Origin of the sequence: Streptomyces sp. 2P-4, from assembly GCF_030167965.1 — a bacterium.
GTDB lineage: Bacteria > Actinomycetota > Actinomycetes > Streptomycetales > Streptomycetaceae > Streptomyces > Streptomyces globosus_A.
In genome coordinates this window covers 5097683-5117062 of sequence record NZ_CP095011.1, presented here as the reverse complement: position 1 = coordinate 5117062, position 19380 = coordinate 5097683, and the positions used below count along the sequence as shown (strand labels likewise).

At 73.9% G+C, this 19380-nt stretch carries 18 protein-coding genes and 1 pseudogene; 7 read left to right on the top strand and 12 right to left on the bottom strand.

Annotated elements, in window-relative coordinates; translation table 11 throughout:
* Window positions 1–71: 71 nt before the first annotated feature.
* Window positions 72–1481 carry a type I glutamate--ammonia ligase gene (gene glnA, locus MUK52_RS22665; protein ID WP_114057286.1) on the bottom strand — a complete coding sequence of 470 codons (1410 nt, stop codon included), beginning with the start codon at window positions 1479–1481 and terminating at the stop codon, window positions 72–74.
* Window positions 1482–1666: 185 nt separating this feature from the next.
* Between glnA and MUK52_RS22660 the strand changes: the two genes are divergently transcribed.
* Entirely contained in the window at window positions 1667–2134 is a 468-nt protein-coding gene (locus MUK52_RS22660) for an RDD family protein (RefSeq protein ID WP_114057287.1), read from the top strand.
* A 113-nt stretch (window positions 2135–2247) separates the two neighbouring features.
* On the opposite strand, the gene MUK52_RS22655 is transcribed toward MUK52_RS22660, so the two are convergent.
* The 5 genes from MUK52_RS22655 to MUK52_RS22635 all read right to left on the bottom strand — a co-directional run bounded on the left by MUK52_RS22655 (window position 2248) and on the right by MUK52_RS22635 (window position 5668).
* Entirely contained in the window at window positions 2248–2946 is a 699-nt protein-coding gene (locus MUK52_RS22655) for a DUF4191 domain-containing protein (RefSeq protein WP_114057288.1), read from the bottom strand.
* A gap of 9 nt (window positions 2947–2955) precedes the next feature.
* A complete protein-coding gene (locus MUK52_RS22650) occupies window positions 2956–3153 on the bottom strand; it encodes an SCO2195 family GlnR-regulated protein (protein WP_114057289.1) in 198 nt (65 codons plus the stop codon).
* Window positions 3154–3412: 259 nt separating this feature from the next.
* The gene (lipA, locus tag MUK52_RS22645) at window positions 3413–4372 is read right to left on the bottom strand and encodes a lipoyl synthase (protein ID WP_114057290.1); all 960 of its coding nucleotides are present in this window, start codon (window positions 4370–4372) and stop codon (window positions 3413–3415) included.
* Between the two features lie 109 nt (window positions 4373–4481).
* Window positions 4482–5282: a lipoyl(octanoyl) transferase LipB gene (lipB, locus tag MUK52_RS22640; RefSeq protein WP_284579558.1), complete on the bottom strand. Its 801-nt coding sequence runs from the start codon at window positions 5280–5282 to the stop codon at window positions 4482–4484.
* 113 nt (window positions 5283–5395) lie between these two features.
* The gene (locus MUK52_RS22635) at window positions 5396–5668 is read right to left on the bottom strand and encodes a hypothetical protein (protein ID WP_114057292.1); all 273 of its coding nucleotides are present in this window, start codon (window positions 5666–5668) and stop codon (window positions 5396–5398) included.
* 173 nt (window positions 5669–5841) lie between these two features.
* On the opposite strand from MUK52_RS22635, the gene MUK52_RS22630 reads away from it, so the two are divergent.
* A complete protein-coding gene (locus tag MUK52_RS22630) occupies window positions 5842–7284 on the top strand; it encodes an NsdA family TPR-like regulatory protein (protein ID WP_114057293.1) in 1443 nt (480 codons plus the stop codon).
* A 65-nt stretch (window positions 7285–7349) separates the two neighbouring features.
* On the opposite strand, the gene MUK52_RS22625 is transcribed toward MUK52_RS22630, so the two are convergent.
* The 4 genes from MUK52_RS22625 to MUK52_RS22610 form a co-directional block, all read right to left on the bottom strand.
* On the bottom strand, window positions 7350–8606 hold the full coding sequence (locus tag MUK52_RS22625; RefSeq protein WP_284579555.1) for an NAD(P)/FAD-dependent oxidoreductase: 1257 nt from the start codon (window positions 8604–8606) through the stop codon (window positions 7350–7352).
* Window positions 8607–8939: 333 nt separating this feature from the next.
* Window positions 8940–9845, bottom strand: a complete 906-nt coding sequence (locus tag MUK52_RS22620; protein ID WP_284579553.1) for a TIGR01777 family oxidoreductase — start codon at window positions 9843–9845, stop codon at window positions 8940–8942.
* Between the two features lie 119 nt (window positions 9846–9964).
* Window positions 9965–10861, bottom strand: coding sequence for a hypothetical protein (locus MUK52_RS22615; RefSeq protein ID WP_284579550.1), 897 nt, complete (start codon window positions 10859–10861; stop codon window positions 9965–9967).
* Window positions 10858–11880, bottom strand: coding sequence for an SPFH domain-containing protein (locus MUK52_RS22610; RefSeq protein ID WP_284579548.1), 1023 nt, complete (start codon window positions 11878–11880; stop codon window positions 10858–10860). Before MUK52_RS22610 ends, MUK52_RS22615 begins: the two co-directional genes overlap by 4 nt.
* A 126-nt stretch (window positions 11881–12006) precedes the next feature.
* Between MUK52_RS22610 and MUK52_RS22605 the strand changes: the two genes are divergently transcribed.
* A complete protein-coding gene (locus tag MUK52_RS22605; protein WP_114057296.1) occupies window positions 12007–12843 on the top strand; it encodes a hypothetical protein in 837 nt (278 codons plus the stop codon).
* Window positions 12844–13291: 448 nt separating this feature from the next.
* Window positions 13292–13948, top strand: a pseudogene (locus MUK52_RS22600) (PP2C family protein-serine/threonine phosphatase); the annotation flags it as partial.
* Between the two features lie 86 nt (window positions 13949–14034).
* Here MUK52_RS22600 and MUK52_RS22595 read toward each other — a convergent pair.
* Window positions 14035–14292 (bottom strand): hypothetical protein, encoded by a 258-nt coding sequence (locus MUK52_RS22595; RefSeq protein ID WP_114057297.1) that lies wholly within the window; start codon window positions 14290–14292, stop codon window positions 14035–14037.
* A gap of 107 nt (window positions 14293–14399) precedes the next feature.
* Between MUK52_RS22595 and MUK52_RS22590 the strand changes: the two genes are divergently transcribed.
* Window positions 14400–14771 carry an ArsC/Spx/MgsR family protein gene (locus MUK52_RS22590; RefSeq protein WP_114057298.1) on the top strand — a complete coding sequence of 124 codons (372 nt, stop codon included), beginning with the start codon at window positions 14400–14402 and terminating at the stop codon, window positions 14769–14771.
* 1243 nt (window positions 14772–16014) lie between these two features.
* On the opposite strand, the gene MUK52_RS22585 is transcribed toward MUK52_RS22590, so the two are convergent.
* A complete protein-coding gene (locus MUK52_RS22585; protein ID WP_284581755.1) occupies window positions 16015–16956 on the bottom strand; it encodes a Gfo/Idh/MocA family protein in 942 nt (313 codons plus the stop codon).
* Window positions 16957–17200: 244 nt separating this feature from the next.
* Here MUK52_RS22585 and glnII point away from each other — a divergent pair, with 244 nt between their 5' ends.
* Both glnII and MUK52_RS22570 read left to right on the top strand, forming a co-directional pair.
* Window positions 17201–18220, top strand: coding sequence for a glutamine synthetase (gene glnII / locus MUK52_RS22580; protein WP_114057299.1), 1020 nt, complete (start codon window positions 17201–17203; stop codon window positions 18218–18220).
* Window positions 18221–18655: 435 nt separating this feature from the next.
* Complete coding sequence (locus tag MUK52_RS22570) at window positions 18656–19306, top strand: winged helix-turn-helix domain-containing protein (protein WP_284579541.1); 651 nt, start codon at window positions 18656–18658, stop codon at window positions 19304–19306.
* Window positions 19307–19380: the final 74 nt, after the last annotated feature.

The following is a 19380-nucleotide window of genomic DNA, read 5'->3' as shown; positions in this document are numbered from 1 at the left end:
AGAGCGGCAGGGCTCCTGCCTGGGCGCAGCCGAACGGCGGCCGAACGGGTCGGCCGCGCCGGCCGACGTGTTTAGAGGTCGAAGTAGAGCTCGAACTCGTGCGGGTGCGGGCGCAGCGCGATCGGGGCGATCTCGTGGGTGCGCTTGTAGTCGATCCACGTCTCGATCAGGTCCGCGGTGAAGACGCCGCCGGCGAGGAGGTACTCGTGGTCGTCCTCCAGGGCCTTGAGGACGTTCTCCAGGCTGGTCGGGACCTGCGGGACGTTGGCGTGCTCCTCGGGAGCCAGCTCGTAGAGGTCCTTGTCGATCGGCTCCATCGGCTCGATCTTGTTCTTGACGCCGTCGAGGCCGGCCAGGAGCAGCGCCGAGAACGCGAGGTACGGGTTCGACGACGGGTCCGGGGCGCGGAACTCGACGCGCTTCGCCTTCGGGTTCGAGCCCGTGATCGGGATGCGCATCGCGGCGGAGCGGTTGCGCTGCGAGTACACCAGGTTCACCGGCGCCTCGAAGCCCGGCACCAGGCGGTGGTACGAGTTCACCGTCGGGTTGGTGAAGGCCAGCAGCGACGGGGCGTGCTTGAGGATGCCGCCGATGTAGTAGCGGGCGGTGTCCGACAGGCCCGCGTAGCCCGCCTCGTCGTAGAAGAGCGGCTCGCCGCCCTGCCACAGCGACTGGTGGACGTGCATGCCCGAGCCGTTGTCACCGAAGATCGGCTTCGGCATGAAGGTGGCGGTCTTGCCGTTGCGCCAGGCGACGTTCTTCACGATGTACTTGAAGAGCATCAGGTCGTCGGCCGCGGCGAGCAGCGTGTTGAACTTGTAGTTGATCTCGGCCTGGCCGCCGGTGCCGACCTCGTGGTGCTGGCGCTCGACCTGGAGGCCCTGGGCGTCCAGCTCCAGGGAGATCTCGGCGCGCAGGTCCGCGAAGTGGTCGACCGGGGCGACCGGGAAGTAGCCGCCCTTGTAGCGGACCTTGTAGCCGCGGTTGTTCTCCTCGGAGCCGGTGTTCCAGGCGCCGGCCTCGGAGTCGATGTGGTAGAAGCCCTCGTTCGCGGTGGTCGCGAAGCGCACGCTGTCGAAGATGTAGAACTCGGCCTCGGGCCCGAAGAACGCGGTGTCGGCGATGCCGGTGGAGGCGAGGTACGCCTCGGCCTTCTTCGCGATGTTGCGCGGGTCGCGGCTGTAGGCCTCACCCGTGATCGGGTCGTGGATGAAGAAGTTGATGTTCAGCGTCTTGTCGCGGCGGAACGGGTCCAGGCGGGCGGTGCTGATGTCGGCACGCAGCGCCATGTCGGACTCGTGGATCGCCTGGAAGCCGCGGATCGAGGAGCCGTCGAAGGCGAGCTCCTCGGCCGGGTCGAACGCCTTCGCCGGGATGGTGAAGTGCTGCATCACACCGGGCAGGTCGCAGAACCGGACGTCGACGAACTTGACGTCGTTGTCCGCGATGTACTTCTTGATCTCGTCGGCGTTCTGGAACATCCAACTCCTCCTACTCCCGATCCCGGGGGAGGGACGGGCTGTATAGCTCGTGGTGCGTCAGTGCGGTGCCGCACGCTGACCCGACCATAAGCAGGCGGGATTTCTCAGGCATGACCCATTTGTTTCGCCCAAGTTAACCAGGGTCCGCCCGAAGCTCCGGGGAGCACCACAGGTACCGTGGTCCGGTGGACAACAGGCAAGCAATCGGATCGTGGCTCTCCGGCCCCCGCGCGGCGGCCGAGGACATGGGCGTGGAGTTCGGCTATCCGGGCCAGCAGCTCGGCCTGCCGGAGCAGGGCCCGGGCTCGGTGGCGCGTTTCGGGCGCCGGCTGGGCGCGGTCGCCGTCGACTGGATCGGCTGCCAGGTGATCGCATACGGGCTGATCACGGGCGGCGACATGTCCGCGACGGGCAACTGGACGCTCGGACTGTTCCTGGGCCTCACCCTCCTGACCGTGGGCACGGTCGGCTCCACCCCGGGCAAGCGCCTCCTGGGCCTGCGCGTCGTCTCCCTGGACGGCGGCCGCCTCGGCTTCGGCAGGGTGTTGCTGCGCACCGCGCTGCTGGCCCTCGCCATCCCGGCCCTGATCTGGGACCGCGACGGCCGCGGCCTCCACGACCGCGTCTCCCGCGCCGTCCAGGTCAGGATCTGAGACACGGCAGGGAAAAGGGGCGCCCCGCGGCCATCGGCCGGGGGGCGCCCCTTTTCATGCGCGTGCGTATTGCGCGTGTGTATACGGCGGGTGCCGTATACGAAGGCGGCGGGTCAGCGCATCTTTCCGCCGCGTGGCATGCGCATGCCCTTGGGCATGGGCCCCTTCGGCAGGGGCATGTTGCTCATGAGGTCCCCCATGGCGCGGAGCTTGTCGTTGGCCTGGGTGACCTGGGGGCCGGAGAGGACGCGGGGCAGCTTGAGCAGGGTGGTGCGGAGCTTCTTCAGCGGTACCTGGCCCTCGCCGGTGCCGACGATGAAGTCGTGGACCGGGACGTCCGGCATGATGCGGGCGAGCTTGCGCTTCTCGGCGGCCAGCAGGGCCTTGACCCGGTTCGGGTTGCCCTCGGCGATCAGCACGACGCCGGCCTTGCCGACGGCGCGGTGGACGAGGTCCTGGCTGCGGTTCATCGCGATGGCGGGGGTGGTCGTCCAGCCGCGGCCGACGTTGTCCAGGACGGCCGCGGCGGCGCCGGGCTGCCCCTCCATCTGGCCGAACGCGGCACGCTCGGCGCGCCGGCCGAAGAGGATCGCCATCGCGAGGAACGCCACCAGGAAGCCCAGGATGCCCAGGTAGACCGGGTGGTCGATCAGGAAGCCGATCGCAAGGAAGACACCGAAGGTGACGATTCCCACGCCCGCGACGATCAGACCGACCTTCGGGTCGGCCTTGCGCGTCATCTTGTACGTCAGGGCGATCTGCTTCAGTCGCCCGGGGTTCGCAGCAGTCTCTGCGTTTGCCTTCCTCGCCATAAGCGCAGTTTACGTGGCCTGCGGGGTCCGGGTCGCCGCGGCCTCGAGTACGTGCTCGGTTTCGACGCGGTCCCTGGCCCGGCGCCGGTCCTCCAGGACTGCGGTCCAGGCGTTGCGCCGGGCGCCGCTCATGAGGAGCGACTCGAAGCCCCGGAAGGCCTGGGTGAACGACGGGATGGCAATGGCGCGTACGGGCGCGGCCTGCATGGTCTCGTTCCCTTTCACGGTGCTCACGTCGGTCTGGAGCGGGTCTGGAGCGCACTGCAGGGGGGCGGCGGAGGGTCCGGCGGCGTGTGCGGTGCGTCGACCCATGGTCACTGTCCGGTGTTACCAGGGCATGACCGGCCGGTCAAACGGTGATGAAACATTTACGCGGCCCGTCGGTCCTCTTCCCACGAAGAGCCTACGGGCCGCGTCCATGCGTATTACCGTCCGGTAATGATCTGTGCGGGAGTTCACACCGCTCTCAGGCGAGAGCTCCGGCCCCGCTGCGCTTCTCCATCGCCTGCTGGTAGAGGCGGCCGGCCCGGTACGAGGAGCGGACCAGCGGTCCGGACATGACGCCGGAGAAGCCGATCTCCTCGGCCTCCTTCGCCAGCTCGACGAACTCGGCCGGCTTCACCCAGCGCTCGACGGGGTGGTGGCGCGGCGACGGCCGCAGGTACTGGGTGATGGTGATGAGCTCGCAGCCGGCCTCGTGCAGGTCGCGCAGGGCCTGCGTGACCTCCTCGCGCTCCTCGCCCATGCCGAGGATCAGGTTCGACTTGGTGACCAGGCCGTACTCGCGCGCCTTGGTGATCACTTCGAGGGAGCGCTCGTAGCGGAAGCCGGGCCGGATGCGGCGGAAGATCCGCGGGACGGTCTCGACGTTGTGCGCGAAGACCTCGGGGCGGGAGGCGAAGACCTCCTCCAGCAGCTCCGGGACGGCGTTGAAGTCGGGGGCGAGCAGCTCGACCTTGGTGCGGCCGGCCTCGCGGCCCGCCGTCTGCCGGTGGATCTGGCGCACGGTCTCGGCGTACAGCCAGGCGCCGCCGTCGGCCAGGTCGTCGCGGGCGACGCCGGTGATGGTGGCGTAGTTCAGGTCCATGGTGACGACGGACTCGCCGACGCGGCGGGGCTCGTCCCGGTCCAGGGCCTCGGGCTTGCCCGTGTCGATCTGGCAGAAGTCGCAGCGCCGGGTGCACTGGTCGCCGCCGATGAGGAAGGTGGCCTCGCGGTCCTCCCAGCACTCGTAGATGTTCGGACAGCCGGCCTCCTGGCACACGGTGTGCAGGCCCTCGCCCTTCACGAGGTTCTGCATCTTCGTGTACTCGGGACCCATCTTCGCCCGGGTCTTGATCCACTCGGGCTTGCGCTCGATGGGGGTCTGGCTGTTGCGGACCTCCAGGCGCAGCATCTTGCGTCCGTCGGGTGCGACTGCGCTCACGACCGGCTCCCTGTGACTTCGATTCCTCGGCGACCACCAGGGTACGCCCGTAATTTCGTACGCTCTTACGTCGGCCAACCCGCGGAGGGGCGGGCCCATTCCCCGTCGGCTACGCCCCCGCCACGCCCTCGGCCGTGCGCGGCCGCAGGTCGGCGTTCTCCAGGACGTCCCTCAGGTGCTTCTCCGCCACCGGCACCACCTCGGCGACGGTGACCTCGCGCCCCAGTTCGTACGAGAGCGAGGTCACACCGGCGTCGCGGATGCCGCAGGGCACGATCCGGTCGAACCAGGTGTTGTCGGGGTTCACGTTCAGCGAGAAGCCGTGCATCGTGACGCCCTTGGCGACGCGGATGCCGATCGCGGCGAGCTTGCGGTCCTCGCGGCGCTGGCCCGCGTTGGAGGGGGCGTACTCGGGGCCGTTCAGCCGGGGGTCGAACTCGTCGTCGTGCAGCCGGGGGTCGAGGTCGAGGGAGAGGCCGCCGACGAGGGGGCGCTCCTCGACGGGGTCGCCGAGCACCCACACCCCGGAGCGGCCCTCGACGCGGGTGGTCTCCAGGCCGAAGTCGGCGGCGGTGCGGATGAGCGCCTCCTCCAGGCGGCGCACGTGCGCGACGACGTCGACCGGCCGGGGCAGCTTCATGATCGGGTAGCCGACGAGCTGGCCCGGGCCGTGCCAGGTGATCTTGCCGCCGCGGTCGACGTCCACGACGGGGGTGCCGTCGAGGGGGCGCTCGCTGTCGGCGGTGCGCCGCCCGGCCGTGTACACGGGCTGGTGCTCCAGCAGCAGGCAGGTGTCGCCGGTCTCGTCCGCGAAGCGCGCCGCGTGGACCCGGCGCTGCTCGTCCCACGCCTCGGTGTACTCGACGTAGTCCGGCCCGAAGCCCAGGTGGACGAATTCCAGCTCAGCCACGGCAGCGCCTCCTCGTTGAAACTGCTGTGTGCAGGTATCGCACGAGCCAAGGGTACGGCGCCGCCTCCGGGACCCCTCGGGGGGTCGGCGCCGGACCGGCTCCCCGCCGCAGTTCAGCGGCCGTTCTGCGGGGGCGGCGGGGCGGGCAGGAGCCGGGGCGGCCTGCGGCCCGCGGGCGGCCGGTCGGGGTCCTCGTCGGCGCGCGGCAGCCGCCGGTGGCCCTCGGAGTGGTCGTTGACCCAGCCGCAGACCCCGCACGCGTACCGCCCGTCGAGCCCCGCGATGTACGTGCCGCACCGGCGGCACTCGGCCTCGGTGATCTCGGGCGCGGGCAGCGGCGCGGGGTCGGCGGCGGACGGCTCCGTCCTGGTGGGCCTGGGGGTCATGGGGCGCAGAGTACGCGGCCCGCGTCGACGCGGCCGTAAAGAGCCCTGCTGATTCTGCACACGATCGGATGAATATGGGGCAGAGAGGGCGGCGCGGCGGCGGTTCGCCGCTACATTCGCGCCGTTCACAGGGCCGGGACCCCGGTCCGGCACGTCAGGAAACCGTGGAGCCGATGACGGAACGACCCGCGCAGCACGTCCCCAACCGCCAGCTCGCGGCTCTGATCGCGGAAGCCGGTTTCTCCAACGCCGGTCTGGCCCGCCGCGTCGACCAGCTGGGCCTGGAGCACGGCCTCGACCTCCGGTACGACAAGACCTCCGTGACCCGGTGGCTGCGCGGGCAGCAGCCCCGCGGGACGACCCCGGCGCTCATCGCCGAGGTCTTCACCCGGCGTCTGGGCCGCCGGCTCTCCGCACAGGACCTGGGCCTGGACGCCTGCGCCCCCGTCTACGCGGGCCTGGAGTTCGCGGCCACCCCGGAGGAGGCCGTGGACATCGCCAGCGGGCTGTGGCGCAAGGACTCGGGCTCCCACGCCGAGCTGCGGAAGATCGCCTTCACCCCGGCGGGGCTGGTCGTGCCCAGCCGCGACTGGCTGATCGGCCGGCCCGACGAGCGGGTCGGCCGGGGCGCCGATCCGGCCGCCGCCGCCCGGGTGCCCCTCCAGGGGCGCGGCAGCGTCCCCCGCCAGCGCCAGATCGACCGCGGTCCCGGCCAGCGCGTCACCGGCGGGGACATCGCGGCGCTGCGCTCGGTCGGCGAGCTGTTCCGGACCCTGGACCAGGCGTACGGGGGCGGGCACGCCCGCCAGGCGCTGGTGCGCTACCTGGAGCACGAGGCGGAGCCGATGCTCCGCGGCACGTACGGGGAGACGACGGGCCGCCGGCTGTTCGCGGCCGCCGCCGACCTGACGCGGCTGGCCGGCTGGACCTCGTACGACATCGCCGCGCACGGGCTGGCGCAGCGGTACTTCGTGCAGGCGCTGCGGCTCGCGCAGGCCGCCGCGGACCGGCCGTACGGGGCGTACGTGCTGGTCACGATGAGCCGGCAGGCCGTCTACCTGGGGCACGGCCGGGAGGCGGTGCAGCTGGCCCGCGTCGCCCAGCAGGGCGTCGGCTCCGGGCCGGCGCCGCTGGTCCAGGCGCTGCTGCACGCGGCGGAGGCGCGGGGCCACGCGGTGCTCGGCGAGGTCCGGGCCGCGACGGCCTCGCTGGTGCGGGCCGAGCGCTGCCTGGGCGCGGCGCGGCCGGGCGACGACGTGCCGCACTGGGCGAAGTCCTTCGACGAGGCGACGCTCGCGGACGAGTTCGGGCACTGCCACCGCGACCTCCAGCAGTACCGGGCGGCGGCCCAGCACGCGGAGCGCTCGCTCCAGCTGCGCGCGCCGGCGTACGCCCGCTCGCGCCTCTTCTGCAAGGTGGTGCTGGCCACGGCCCGCCTGGGGCTGGGCGAGCTGGACCAGGCGTGCTCGCTCGGCGCTGAGGCGGCGCAGCAGGCCATGGAGATGCGCTCGGTGCGCGCGGTGGAGTACGTACGGGACTTCGAGCGCCGGCTGGAGCCCTACCGGGACGCCTCGGCGGTGCGGACGTACCGGGACCGGGTCGCGGCGCTGTCGTAGCGGCGCGCGGGGAGTGGGGCCCGGCCGCCCCGTCGGAGGGGCCGGGCACCGGGCCTCTGTGGTTCTCAGGCCACCGCCGGCAGGGCGTCCCCGGCGCCGGCGGGGAGCCGGATGCCGAAGTCGCGCAGGACGGCGCCGGCGGCGCGGCGGGCCGAGTGGAGTGCGCCCTGGACGGTGTTGGCGTCGCGGTGGTCGCCGCACACGTACAGCCCGGCGAGGACCCGGACCGGGCGCCGCAGGTCGTACGGGGGCGGCATCGCGGGGACGGCCTCGGGGGTGTGGTGGACGGCGAGGAGCTCCCAGTCGCGGGTGGCCGTGTCGTACAGGCGGGCCAGCCGGGAGGCGACGGCGCGCACGGGCGGCGGCGGGCCGAGCACGGTGGTGGTGACCAGGCTGCGGCCGGCCGGCGCCCGCGTCGGGTCGACCGCGCTCATGACGGCGGTATGGGCGACGGGCCGGCGGGGGTCGCCGTCGAGCAGGAGCGAGCCGTCCCAGGGCAGGGGGGCGGCGGTGGCGTGGTGGATGGCGGTGACCTCGTGGAAGGCGGGGACGCGCAGGCCGGGCAGGAGCCCGGCGGCGGCCCGCGCGCCGGTGGCGAGGACGAGGGAGCGGCAGGCGAAGTCGCCGTGGTCCTCGGTGGTGACGAGGTTGGTCGCCACCGACCGGACGCGGACGCCGGTGCGGACGGTGCCCGGCGGCAGTCCGGCGGCGAGCAGCCGGGGCAGGGTCGCGGCGCCGCCCTCGGGTACGGCGAGCCGCCCCCGGGCGAAGGTGCGCAGGGCCAGGTCGGCGACCCGGCTGGAGGTGGTGAGGTCCGGGTCGTGCAGCAGGGCGGAGAGCAGCGGCCGCAGGGTGCTGCCCATGCCGCGGGTGCGCAGGGCCTGTGCGGCGGTGCGCTCGGGCCGGGCCAGGATGCGGTCGGCGGGCAGGGCGGAGATCCGTCCGAGGTAGGCGCTGAGCCGTGCCTGGTCGAAGGAGCCGCTGGCGAGCGCGCGGGCGGGGGTGAGCGCCCCGGCGCGCAGCTGCCGGCCTTCGGCGTGGACGAGGACGCCGGGCGCGAAGGACCGCAGGACGAGGGTGGCGAGGCCGGGCGTCCGGTCGAGTTCCGTGTACGAGGTGTTGAGCAACTGGCCGACCCGGTCGAGCCGGAACCCGTCCGCGTGCTCGGTGGCCATGCGGCCGCCGGTGTCCTCCGCGGCCTCCAGGACGGTGACGGTGACCCCCGCCGCGATCAGGTGCTGTGCCGCCGCGAGTCCTGCGACCCCGGCTCCTACGATGACGACGTCCGCATGCTGTGCGGCGTGGTGCGAGCTGCTGAGCACGTGCCCCTCCCCGAGGTCGGCGCGGCTGTGTGGGGATCCTCCTTCCCCCAACCGACTCAAGGGGAACCCGAGTTCGGTGCGGTATTCCGGTCGGATCCGGTCGCATGGCGGTCGCATCCGGGTCACGAACGGTCGCACGGCGCCATCTCGTGCGCTGCCGCGGGAGCCGTGGGACGGGCGCGCCGCGATGCACCCCGTACGGGGCCGCGGGGGCGGCCCCGGCGCGGGCCCGTTGCGGGCCCGTCGCGGGCCCGTCGCGGGCCCGTCGCGGGCCCGTCGCGGGCCCGTCGCGGGCCCGTCGCGGGCTCGGGTACAGGCCCGGCACGGGCGCGGTCAGGGGGCCGCGGGGTCGGCGAGCGCTGCGCGCAGGGCGTCCTCGATGCCCGGGTGCCGGAAGACGAACCCCGAGCGCAGCAGCCGGTGGGGGCGCGCCCGCTGGCTGCCCAGCACGTCCTGTGCGAGTTCGCCGAGGACCACGCGCAGCGCCGGGGCGGGCACCGCCAGCAGCGTCGGCCGGTGCAGGACCCGGCCCATCGCGGCGGTCACCTCCCGGTTGGTCACCGGCTCGGGCGCGGCCAGGTTGACCGGACCGGACAGCTCCGGGGTGTCCATGAGGTGCCGCAGCGCCGCGACCTCGTCGTGCAGCGAGATGAACGGCCAGAACTGGCGGCCGCTGCCGAGCCGCCCGCCGAGCCCCGCCCGGAACAGCGGGAACATCCGCGCCCAGGCTCCCCCGCGCCCGGAGACCACCAGCCCGGTCCGCGCGAACACCGTCCGGACGCCCGCCTCCCGGACCGGGTCGGCCGCGGCCTCCCACGCCTGGCACACCTCCGGCAGGAATCCGCTGCCCGCGGGGGCCGTCTCGTCGACGACGCGGTCGCCGGCGTCCCCGTAGTAGCCGACGGCCGAGCCGCTGACGAACACCGCGGGCGGCTCGCCCATCGCGGCGACGGCCCGCGCCAGGGCGTCCGTGCCCCGCACCCGGCTGTCCCGGATCTCCTTCTTGTACGCGGCCGTCCACCGGTGGTCGCCGATGCCGGCGCCCGCCAGGTGGACCACGGCCCCGCACCCGGCGAGCCCCGCCGGGTCGACCCGCCCGGCTCCCGGGTCCCACTGCGCCTCGTCCGGTCCGGCGGGCGCCCGCCGGACGAAGCGGACGACGTCGTGTCCGTCGGCCCGCAAAGACCGTACGAGGGCACTGCCGATGAGGCCGGTGGAACCGGTGACCGCGATGCGCATGGGCCCCATGATGCCGCCGCACCGGCCGTCCGGTCGGCGGAACACCCGCCGAGCGTGTCCGCCGGCCCGGACGGCGGGCGGGGTCGGGCCCCGGCGGCGGTGCCCGGCCGGGCGGGTGCTCACACCAGCAGCCGCAGCGACGTCTCCGCGATGCCCAGCCGTACGCTCTGGCCCCAGGTCAGGTGGAGGGCGTCGGCCTCCATGCCGTCGCCGAAGACCACGATCCGGTCCGACTCCACGGTCAGCCGCAGTCCCTGACGCTCCTGAAGGTGGCCGGAGACCCTCGTCGTGCCGGTGGCGGGCGACGGCCACGCCTCGCGTACGAACCACAGGAGCCGGCGGTCGCACGGCGCGGGCAGCGCGAGGACGCTGCCGCGTTCCAGCCACAGGGAGCGCAGCCAGCCGGTGGCGCCGGTGCCGGTGCCGACGAGGACGCCCGAGGACGCCTGGGCCTCGCCGGGGCCGGTCTCGCCGTCGGCGCCGAGGCGGTAGCGGGCCGTCTGGTGGCCGGGCGGACCGAGGTAGATCTCGTTCAGGGCGAGGAGGCGCTGGGTGTCGTCGGCGACGGCCTCCACCATGGTCAGGTCGTCCGTCCGGCCGCCGGCGGTCGCGGCGCGCAGCAGGGCGGCCGTGTCGGAGCTGCGGTGGCGGACCAGGACTCCGGGGTTGCGCCCCGGGTCGGTGTCGATGCCGACCACGGGCTGCCCGGACAGGTACTTGGCGGTGTTGGCGACGAGTCCGTCCTGCCCGACGACGACCACCACGTCCTCCGGGGCGAACAGGAAGCGGTCCAGGTCCGCCCGCTCCACCCGGGAGCTGCGCCAGGTGAGCGGGACCGCCGCCTCCGCCTCGCGCAGCGCCTGCCGGGTCCGGTGGTGGCGGCCGACGACCTCGTCGAGGGAGCGGCCGCGGCTGGAGAGGAAGAACGCCGCCTGCCCGTGCGTCCCGTGCCGGCCGATCAGTTCCTCGTACTCGGTCCTGCGGTGCACGAGCACCGCCCGGGGGGCCAGGCTCACGCGTCCGCCCCGGGCTGGGGGCGCCCGAGCCGGCCGAGCCGGCCGAGGAGGCCGGTGAGGACGTCCGGGGTGAGGGTGATGCTGTCGACCCGCGGCAGGTTCTCCGCCAGCCGGGTCGCCGCCAGGGCGTACAGCGTGTCCGCACCGCTCTCGCCGTGCACGCGCAGCCATGCGGCCTGCGCCTCGGCACGGGCCGCGCCCGTCGCGCGCGCCGCCTCGGCGTCCGCGCGGGCCAGCGCGACCTTGCGGGCCGCCTCGGCCTCGGTCCGCACGGCGTCGGCTGCCGCCTTCTCCTCGGCCTCGCGGCGGGAGTTGACGCCGCGCTGCTCGACGAGCTGCTCCTCGCGGCGGGCCAGTTCGATCTGGCTGGCCAGCTCGTTCTCGGCGATCGCCCGCTCGCGCTCGACGGCGACGGCCCGCCGCTCGTAGGTGGCCCGGTCCGCCTCCTGCTGGATCTGCTCGCGGGCCGGTGTGCGCAGGGCGCGCTCCACCTCGGCCTCGGGCCGGAGTGCGACGACGCGGACGGCGACCACCTCGATGCCGGTGTCGGGGAGCCGGGGCTCGGCGGCGAGGCCGTCGGCGACGCTCTGCCGGACGGACGCGACGCCGTCGACCAGCGCGGCGGCCAGCGGGGTCCGGGCCAGCACGTCGAGGGCGTGCTGCTGCGCGGTCTCGGTGAGGAGGGTGGAGATCTGCTCCAGGGGCGCGCCGCGCCAGCTCCCGCTGTCCGGGTCCACGGAGAAGTCGAGGCGGTCGGCCGCCGCGGCCGGGTCGCTGATCCGGTAGGTGACCGTGGCCTGCACGGTGACGTCCTGGAAGTCGGCCGTACGGGCGTGGAAGGCCATGGCCAGCTCGCGGTCGTCGACGGGCACCTCGGACAGGGCCGCCGACAGCGAGCGGTACCAGAAGCTGAGCCCGCGGCCGTCGTGGACGAGCCGGCCGCGCCGGTGGTGGCGGATGTGGGCGGTGGGCGCGGAACGCAGATGGCGCCAGCCGAGGCGCCGGGTGATGTCGGCCATGGGAACGGAACCCCCTTGATTTCGTCACCATGACGATAAACGGGAGTCTCTGATATCGTCAAGCAGACGAAAACGAGGCGGGCGCGCAGGAGCCGCGGCCGCACGCAGAAAACGGGGGGACAGCGAGTGAGCATCACGGCCAGACCGCAGGCGGACCGCGAGGCGGCGGGCCCGCTCGCCACCGCCGACGAGATCTTCCGCACCCTCATGGGCCGCCACGCCCCGGACGCGGACGAACGTCCGGACGACAGGCTCATCCGCAGGATGCAGACCGGGCGGACCCTCCTCGGCCTGGGCGGCGCCGTGTGGCTCGTCCTGGCCTACCCGCTCAGCTCGGGCCGGGAGGAGTTCGTCCTCGGAAAGGTCGTCGAGCTCGGCATGGCCTGCGCCGTCCTGCTGGCCGGCAGCGTCCTCGGCATCACCGCCTTCCTCGCGGCCGGCACCCCGGACCGCCGCCGCTCCTTCGCCCGGCGGCTCTCGGGGCCGCTCATATGCATGCTGGCGCTCGCCCTGGGCCCCGCCCTCTTCTGGCTGGCCCTCTCCACCGTCAAGGGCGACCTCGTCGGCGAAGTGGAGCTGGTGAACTTCTACTCCTCGCTCCTGGGCCGCGGCATCCTCTGCTCCGTCCTCAGCTTCCTCACCCTCGTCATCGGCTGCCTGCTCGCCATCGCCGTGCTGATCGTCTCCGTCCCGTACACGCTCGTCACGGCGTACGCCTGCGTGACTTCCTGCTTCCGCGCCTCGGACGTCCACCAGCTGCTCCCCGCGCTCCTCTCGCCCCTGCTGGTGTGGTCGCTCTTCGCCTTCCAGCTCTTCAACGGCCCCGACGTCGCCGCACCGCCGGAGGTGCTCTACACCTTCCTCCTCGGCGGCCCCCTCTCCGTGACCGCCCTTTCGGTCTGGGAGGTACGCCGGCTGCGCACCCGGTACGGGATCACCCTGCGCAGCGCCCTGGGCCGCTGACCGACCGCGCCCGCACAGGGCCGCCCGCCGCACCGTCCGGGGTGCGCAGCCACCGCGCCCGTACCAGGGTGGAGGGGTGAGACGCCGACGCCAGGAGCCGGGCTGGCTGCGCGGGGCACCCCCGCCGCGCTGGGCCCGCATCGCCCCCGCGGTCGCCCTGGTCGTGCTCGTGCTCGCCCAGCGCCTCACCCCGGCAGCAGAGATCGGCTTCTTCCTCGCCGGGCTGCCCCCCGTGGCCGCCTTCGCGTACGGCCCCGCCGGCACCGCCGTCTGCGCCGGCACCGCGCTCGCGGCGCTCGCCGTGCCGTCCGTCGCCGGCACCAACCCCCGCGGCTCCGACCTGGCGACCGTGGCCGCGATCGGCCTGCTCAGCGTGGTCATCGCCTGGGTGCGGCGAAGACGCGACACCCAGCTCGTCAACGTCCGCACCGTCGCCGAGGCCGCCCAGATGGCCGTCCTGCCGCCGGTGCCCCAGCGGGTGGGCCCCGTGCGCTGCGCCGGCCTGTACCGCGCCGCCCAGCGCGGGACGCTCGTCGGCGGCGACCTGTACGACGTACGGGCCGGGCCGTACGGAGTGCGCGCCCTCGTCGGGGACGTGCAGGGCCACGGCCTGGCCGCGGTCGGCACGGTCGCCGCGCTGCTCGGCGCCTTCCGCGAGGGGGTCCTCGACGACGCCGGGCTCGCCGCGATGGCCGCCCGCCTGGACCGCAGGCTCCTCGCGGACGCCGCCGGCACGGCCGACGCCCCGGCCGGGCAGCCCGAGCTGTTCGCCACCGCCCTGCTCCTGGAGTTCCCGCCCGGCCTCGACCTCGTACGCGTCGTCTCCTGCGGCCATCCCCCGGCCCTGCTGCTGCGCGGGATCCGGGTCGCCGAACTGGACGTCGACCCGGGGCCGCCGCTGGGCCTCGGCCTCACCACGACGGCACCCCCATCCGTCGCGGACGTCCCGCTCCTGCCGGGCGACCGGCTGCTGGCCTACACCGACGGCGTCACCGAGGCCCGCGACGCGGGCGGCTCCTTCTACCCCCTCGCCACCCGCATTCCCGTCGTCGCCTCCCCGGGCCGGGTCCGCGACCCGGCCGGCCTGGTCGAAGCCCTCTGGCACGACCTGGTCGTCTTCACCCGGGGCGGCCCCCGCGACGACGTCGCCCTGCTGGCCCTCTGCGCCGCGGACACGGGGCGCCGGACGCGTCAGCCCGCGTTGCTCACGATGAACGCGCGCACCAGCTTGCAGGTGGTGTTCGACGGCCGGTGGATCCCCGTCCGGACCGCCATCGTGCGGATCTTGCGGTTCGTGGCGCGCCGGGCGTCGTACGTCCCGGAGTCGAGCAGGGATATCGCCAGCCGCATCGCCTTCAGCCGGCGGTTGTGGCTCTCGTACCACTCCCGGGGGAGACCCGCGGGAAGGGGCTTCTTCTTGACGGGCATCGGGGTCCTGGCAGTGGCCATCTACAGCCTCCCAAACGGTAGTTGGCGTCCTGTCCTACTCCCTGAATTCTACCGGCGGGCACTGACAGAACCCCCTGGCCACACCCCCTCTGACTACCCTGGCGGCCATGGAGATCTGGATCAATCCCGCCTGCTCGAAGTGCCGCAGCGCCCTCACCCTGCTGGACGCGGAGGGCGCCGAATACACCGTCCGCCGCTACCTGGAGGACGTCCCGTCCGAAACCGAGATCCGCGAGGTCCTGACCCGCCTCGGCCTGGAGCCCTGGGACGTCACCCGCACCGCGGACCCCCTGGCAAGGGAAACCGGCGTACGGGACCTCCCCCGCGAGGCCACGGACGAAGCCCGCGCCCGCTGGATCACCCACCTGGCCACCCACCCGAAGCTGATCCAGCGCCCCATCATCACGGCAGACGACGGCACGGCGGTCGTAGCCCGCTCGGAGGAATCGGTCCGCGAGGCCCTGGCACGGCGGGGATAGGCGGCGGGGGAGGGAGAAGAACGGAAGCCGACGGGACGGGGTCGGGGGTGTGGCAGCGGGAGCGGGGTTCGGCGGTAGCCGATCGGTCCGCGGCGGAAGAGGGACTGGGGGTGTCCCGGGCAGTTGATGGTGTCCGGGGCGTGCCGGTCCCTCAAGGGCGCGCCCGTTGGGCGCGTCGCTGCGCGATGGCCCTTCGGGCCACCCTTGACCGACCGACCCGCCCCGGAGGCATTTTTTCTGCCGGGACGCCCCCAGGGAAACGGCCAGGGGGGAGGGTCAGGCATGAGGGGTCATCAGAGAGCCTCCTCCCCCGCCCCGCAGGCCCCCTTTCGCCCCACCGGCATCAGCAGACCCGCCGACGGAAGCCCGGTTGGCTCCGACGTGGCGAAATGATGTCCAGAGCATCATCCGGAGACGGGACCGCGCCGGATCGCTACGTGGGCGCCCCCGGCTCGGCGTCTGGCGGCGGTCGGGGGCCGGGCGGCGCGACAGATCGCTACAGGGGCGCCCTCGGCTCAGCGACCGGCGGCCGTCAGGGGCAGCGAAGCGCCCCCGCCCACTCCCCACTCCTCCTCTATCGACGTCTGGCGGCAGGACGAGCGCATCCGCCCCGCCAACCGCCATGATCGGGCGATCCGGCGGTCAGCCGCCGAGCCGACGGCGCGCACGTAGCGATCCGCCGCGCCGCCCCGGCCCCCGACCGCCGCCAGACGCTGAGCCGAGGGCGCGCACGTAGCGATCCGGTGCGGGGGTCCTGTGTCTGGATGATGCTCTGGACGTCGTTTCCCGACGTCACAGCCAACCGGGCTCCCGTCGGCGGGTCTGCTGATGCCGGTGGGACGGGATGCGGCGGCCGGGGCGGGAGGGCAACGGCTCTGATCCGCCCGGTAGGTGACGGTCCCTCCAGGCCGTTCCCCTGGGGGCTTCCCGGCAGCTTGTTGGCATTCCGGGGCGGGCCGTCCTGTCAAGGGTGGCCCGAAGGGCCATCGCGCAGCGACGCGACCAACGGGAGCGCCCTTTACAGGACGGCCCGCACCGGAAGGACAATCGGCTGCCGGGACACCCCAGGCACCAACCGACCCCGAGTCGTCGGCTCCCGCTCGCCCACCGCCCCGGCGCCCGCCGACCCCGCCCGCGCGACTTCCGCCGGCCCCCGCACCCGCCGTCGCCTTCCGTCGCCCCTCGCGCGGCTCACGCCGGCCCCCGCCCCGCCGTCGCCCCTCCGGCCCCGGCCCGCAGGCCCCTACTCCCCCAGCCGCTGCTCCGCCTCGGCCAGGATCTCCGTCAGCCGGGCCCCGAACCCCGCATCGCACGCATCCGGCGTGCCCGTGCGGGCTGCCGTCAGCAGTGCGTCCACGGCTCGGCCGTAAGCGCCCGGCACGTCCGTCCAGTTGGGCAGCGCGTGGACGCCCTCCGCGCCGCGGAGTTCCAGGCCCACCCCCGCGGCCGCGACCGGGGCGCCCAGGCTGAGGACCGCGGTGCTGGCCGCGCCGGAGGCATGGCGCAGTGCCAGTTGGACCACGTCGGACGGTCCGCGCGCCGCCGTGACGGCGGTGACGTCGCCCAGGACCGGGATCAGGACGGACAGGACGTGCGGGCCGACGTCCCACAGCCCTCCCTTGTCCTTCCGCCACGGCGAGTCCGCGTACGCGCTGGGCGCGCCGTCCGGCGGGAAGACGGCACCCAGCCAGTGCGCGGCCGCGGTGAACCACCCGGTACGGCCGGTCTGCTCGCGCACCCAGGCGGCAGCCGGCTCGGCGAAGCGAAGGGTGAGGAAGACGACGGAGGCGACGCCGTGCCGGTCGGCGGCGTCGGCGACGGCGCGCGCGTCGGCGACGGTCGTGGCGACGGGCTTGTCGAGCAGCAGGTGGCAGCCGGCCGCGGCGGCGCGGACGGCAAGGGGGGCCTGGATGTCGGGCGGGAGGGCGAAGGCGGCGATGTCGCAGTCGGCGAAGAGCGCGTCGGGATCGTCGTACACCTTCACGCCGTACGTGTCGGCGAGCTCGGCGGCGGCTTCGGGCCGGCGGCCCCAGACGCCGGCGAAGTCGGTGCCCGCGTGGGCGGCGAGGGCGGGGGCGTGGGTGCGGTGCGCCCAGGGGCCGGTGCCCAGCAGGCCGACACGGGGGCGAACGGGCGGAGGGGTGGGGTCCGCGGGGTCGCCTGCGGCGATCAAATCGTACGAAATGCTCACCCGGCCAGTGTGCCGCACCCGGGCGGCGGCACGGCGCGCGACCCGCACAAGCGGTCCGGCCAGGGGCGTAAACGCCGGTAACACGGGGTTCACAACAGGGCAACGGCCGGGAAATCGCGACCCGGCACGCTGCGGTCTGAACCACAGCACAGAGCAGCACGCAGATCGCAGCACCCCGCACCACCCCCGCAGCCCCCGCCGGGTCTGCGCCGGAGCGACGCACCGAAGGATGGGTCCCGTGAGCTACAAGGCCGAGTACATCTGGATCGACGGCACCGAGCCGACGGCGAAGCTGCGCTCCAAGACGAAGATCCTCGCGGACGGCGCCGAGCTGCCGGTCTGGGGCTTCGACGGGTCGAGCACGAACCAGGCCGAGGGCCACGCGTCCGACCGTGTGCTCCAGCCGGTGTTCTCCTGCCCGGACCCGATCCGCGGCGGGAGCAACGTCCTGGTGCTGTGCGAGGTCCTGAACATCGACATGACCCCGCACGAGTCGAACACCCGCGCCCTGCTCCGCCCGGTCGCCGAGAAGTACGCGGCCCAGGAGCCGATCTTCGGCATCGAGCAGGAGTACACCTTCTTCGACGGCCAGCGCCCGCTCGGCTTCCCGGTCGGCGGCTTCCCCGCCGCGCAGGGCGGCTACTACTGCGGTGTCGGCTCGGACGAGATCTTCGGCCGCGACATCGTCGAGAAGCACCTCGACCACTGCCTGGCGGCGGGCCTGGACATCTCCGGCATCAACGCCGAGGTGATGCCCGGCCAGTGGGAGTTCCAGGTGGGCCCGCTCGGCCCGCTGGAGGTCGCGGACCAGCTGTGGGTGGCGCGCTGGCTGCTGTACCGGACCGCGGAGGACTTCAACGTCTCGGCGACGCTGAACCCGAAGCCGGTGAAGGGCGACTGGAACGGTGCGGGCGCGCACACGAACTTCTCCACGAAGGCGATGCGCGAGGACTACCGTGCGATCGTTTCCGCCTGTGAGGCGCTGGGCGAGGGCAGCAAGCCGCTCGACCACGTGAAGAACTACGGCGCCGGCATCGACGAGCGCCTGACGGGCCTCCACGAGACGGCCCCGTGGAACGAGTTCAGCTACGGCGTCTCCGACCGCGGCGCGTCGGTGCGCATCCCGTGGCAGGTGGAGAAGGACGGCAAGGGCTACATCGAGGACCGGCGCCCGAACGCCAACGTGGACCCGTACGTGGTGACCCGCCTGATCACGGACACCTGCTGCGCCGGCCTGGAGAAGGACGGCCTGGTCTGACCGGCCCCGCCCCAGCCCGTCGGCCGGCCCGCCGGCCGACGCGAACGCCCGCCGAACCCCCCGGGGTGCGGCGGGCGTTCGCCGTTGCCCGGGGCGGCCCCACACCCCCGCCATCCCACCCGGTTTGCCGAATATGGGATTCCGCTCCACGAAGTGGGACGCATCCTGCCCGGCCCTAGGCTCATCTGCTTCAATGGGCCCATGGCCAGCCACTCGCACACCTCGACCGGTCGCAGCGACCTCGAGCCGTTCTGGCCCTCCCGTCAGGACCACGATTTCGACCGGGTGTGTTGCCGCGCGGTGAACGCGCCGGCCCTTTAAAGCCTTCCGGGACCGCCCTGAGCGGCTGCCCTGCCCGAGGCCTTCGGTCTGCGCGCGGAACGAGGACGTACGCACGTCTCCTGCCGACCACTCGCGCGAAAGAGCCGACCACCCATGCCCCAGAGCCGTTCCCTGACGCCCGCCGCACCCGCTGCCTCCGCCGCATCCGCCGGATCCGCTGCGACCGCCGCATCCGCCCGCTCCGCTGCGACCGCCGCCGCCCCCGACCTCCCGCCGCCCGGTGCGCGCCACCGGCTGAGGGCCGTTTCCGCCGGCGAGCCGGTCGACGTGGCCGGCCTGCTCCCGCCCGGCACCACCTGGCTGCCGGCTCCGCAGCACGCGCTGCCGGTGCTGCCGGGCCGGCCGCCGATGGTCGGTTACCTGGTGCTGGTGCCGGCCGACCGGCAGCCGATCGCGTTCGCCCCGCAGTCCGCCGCCCCCGCCACCGCCCCGGCCGCCCCGGCGCCCTCTCCCACCCCACACGACGGCCTCGTCCGCATCGACCCGGCGCGGCGCACCGCCGAGGTCGGGGGGCGCGTACTCGACCTGACGTACCTGGAGTTCGAGCTGCTGGCGCACCTGGTGGCGCACCCGCACCGCGTGCACACGCGGGACCAGCTGGTGACGACGGTGTGGGGGTACGGCCACGTCGGCGACGGCCGGACCGTCGACGTGCACGTCGCCCGGCTGCGCCGCAAGCTGGGCGCCGCCCACCGGGGCGCGATCCAGACGGTGCGCCGCGTCGGCTACAGGTACGCCCCCTGACCGTCCGCTGACGGCAGCGGGCCCGTACTCCCCCCTGTGGAGTACGGGCCCGCACGGTGCCGGGGCGGCCGGGC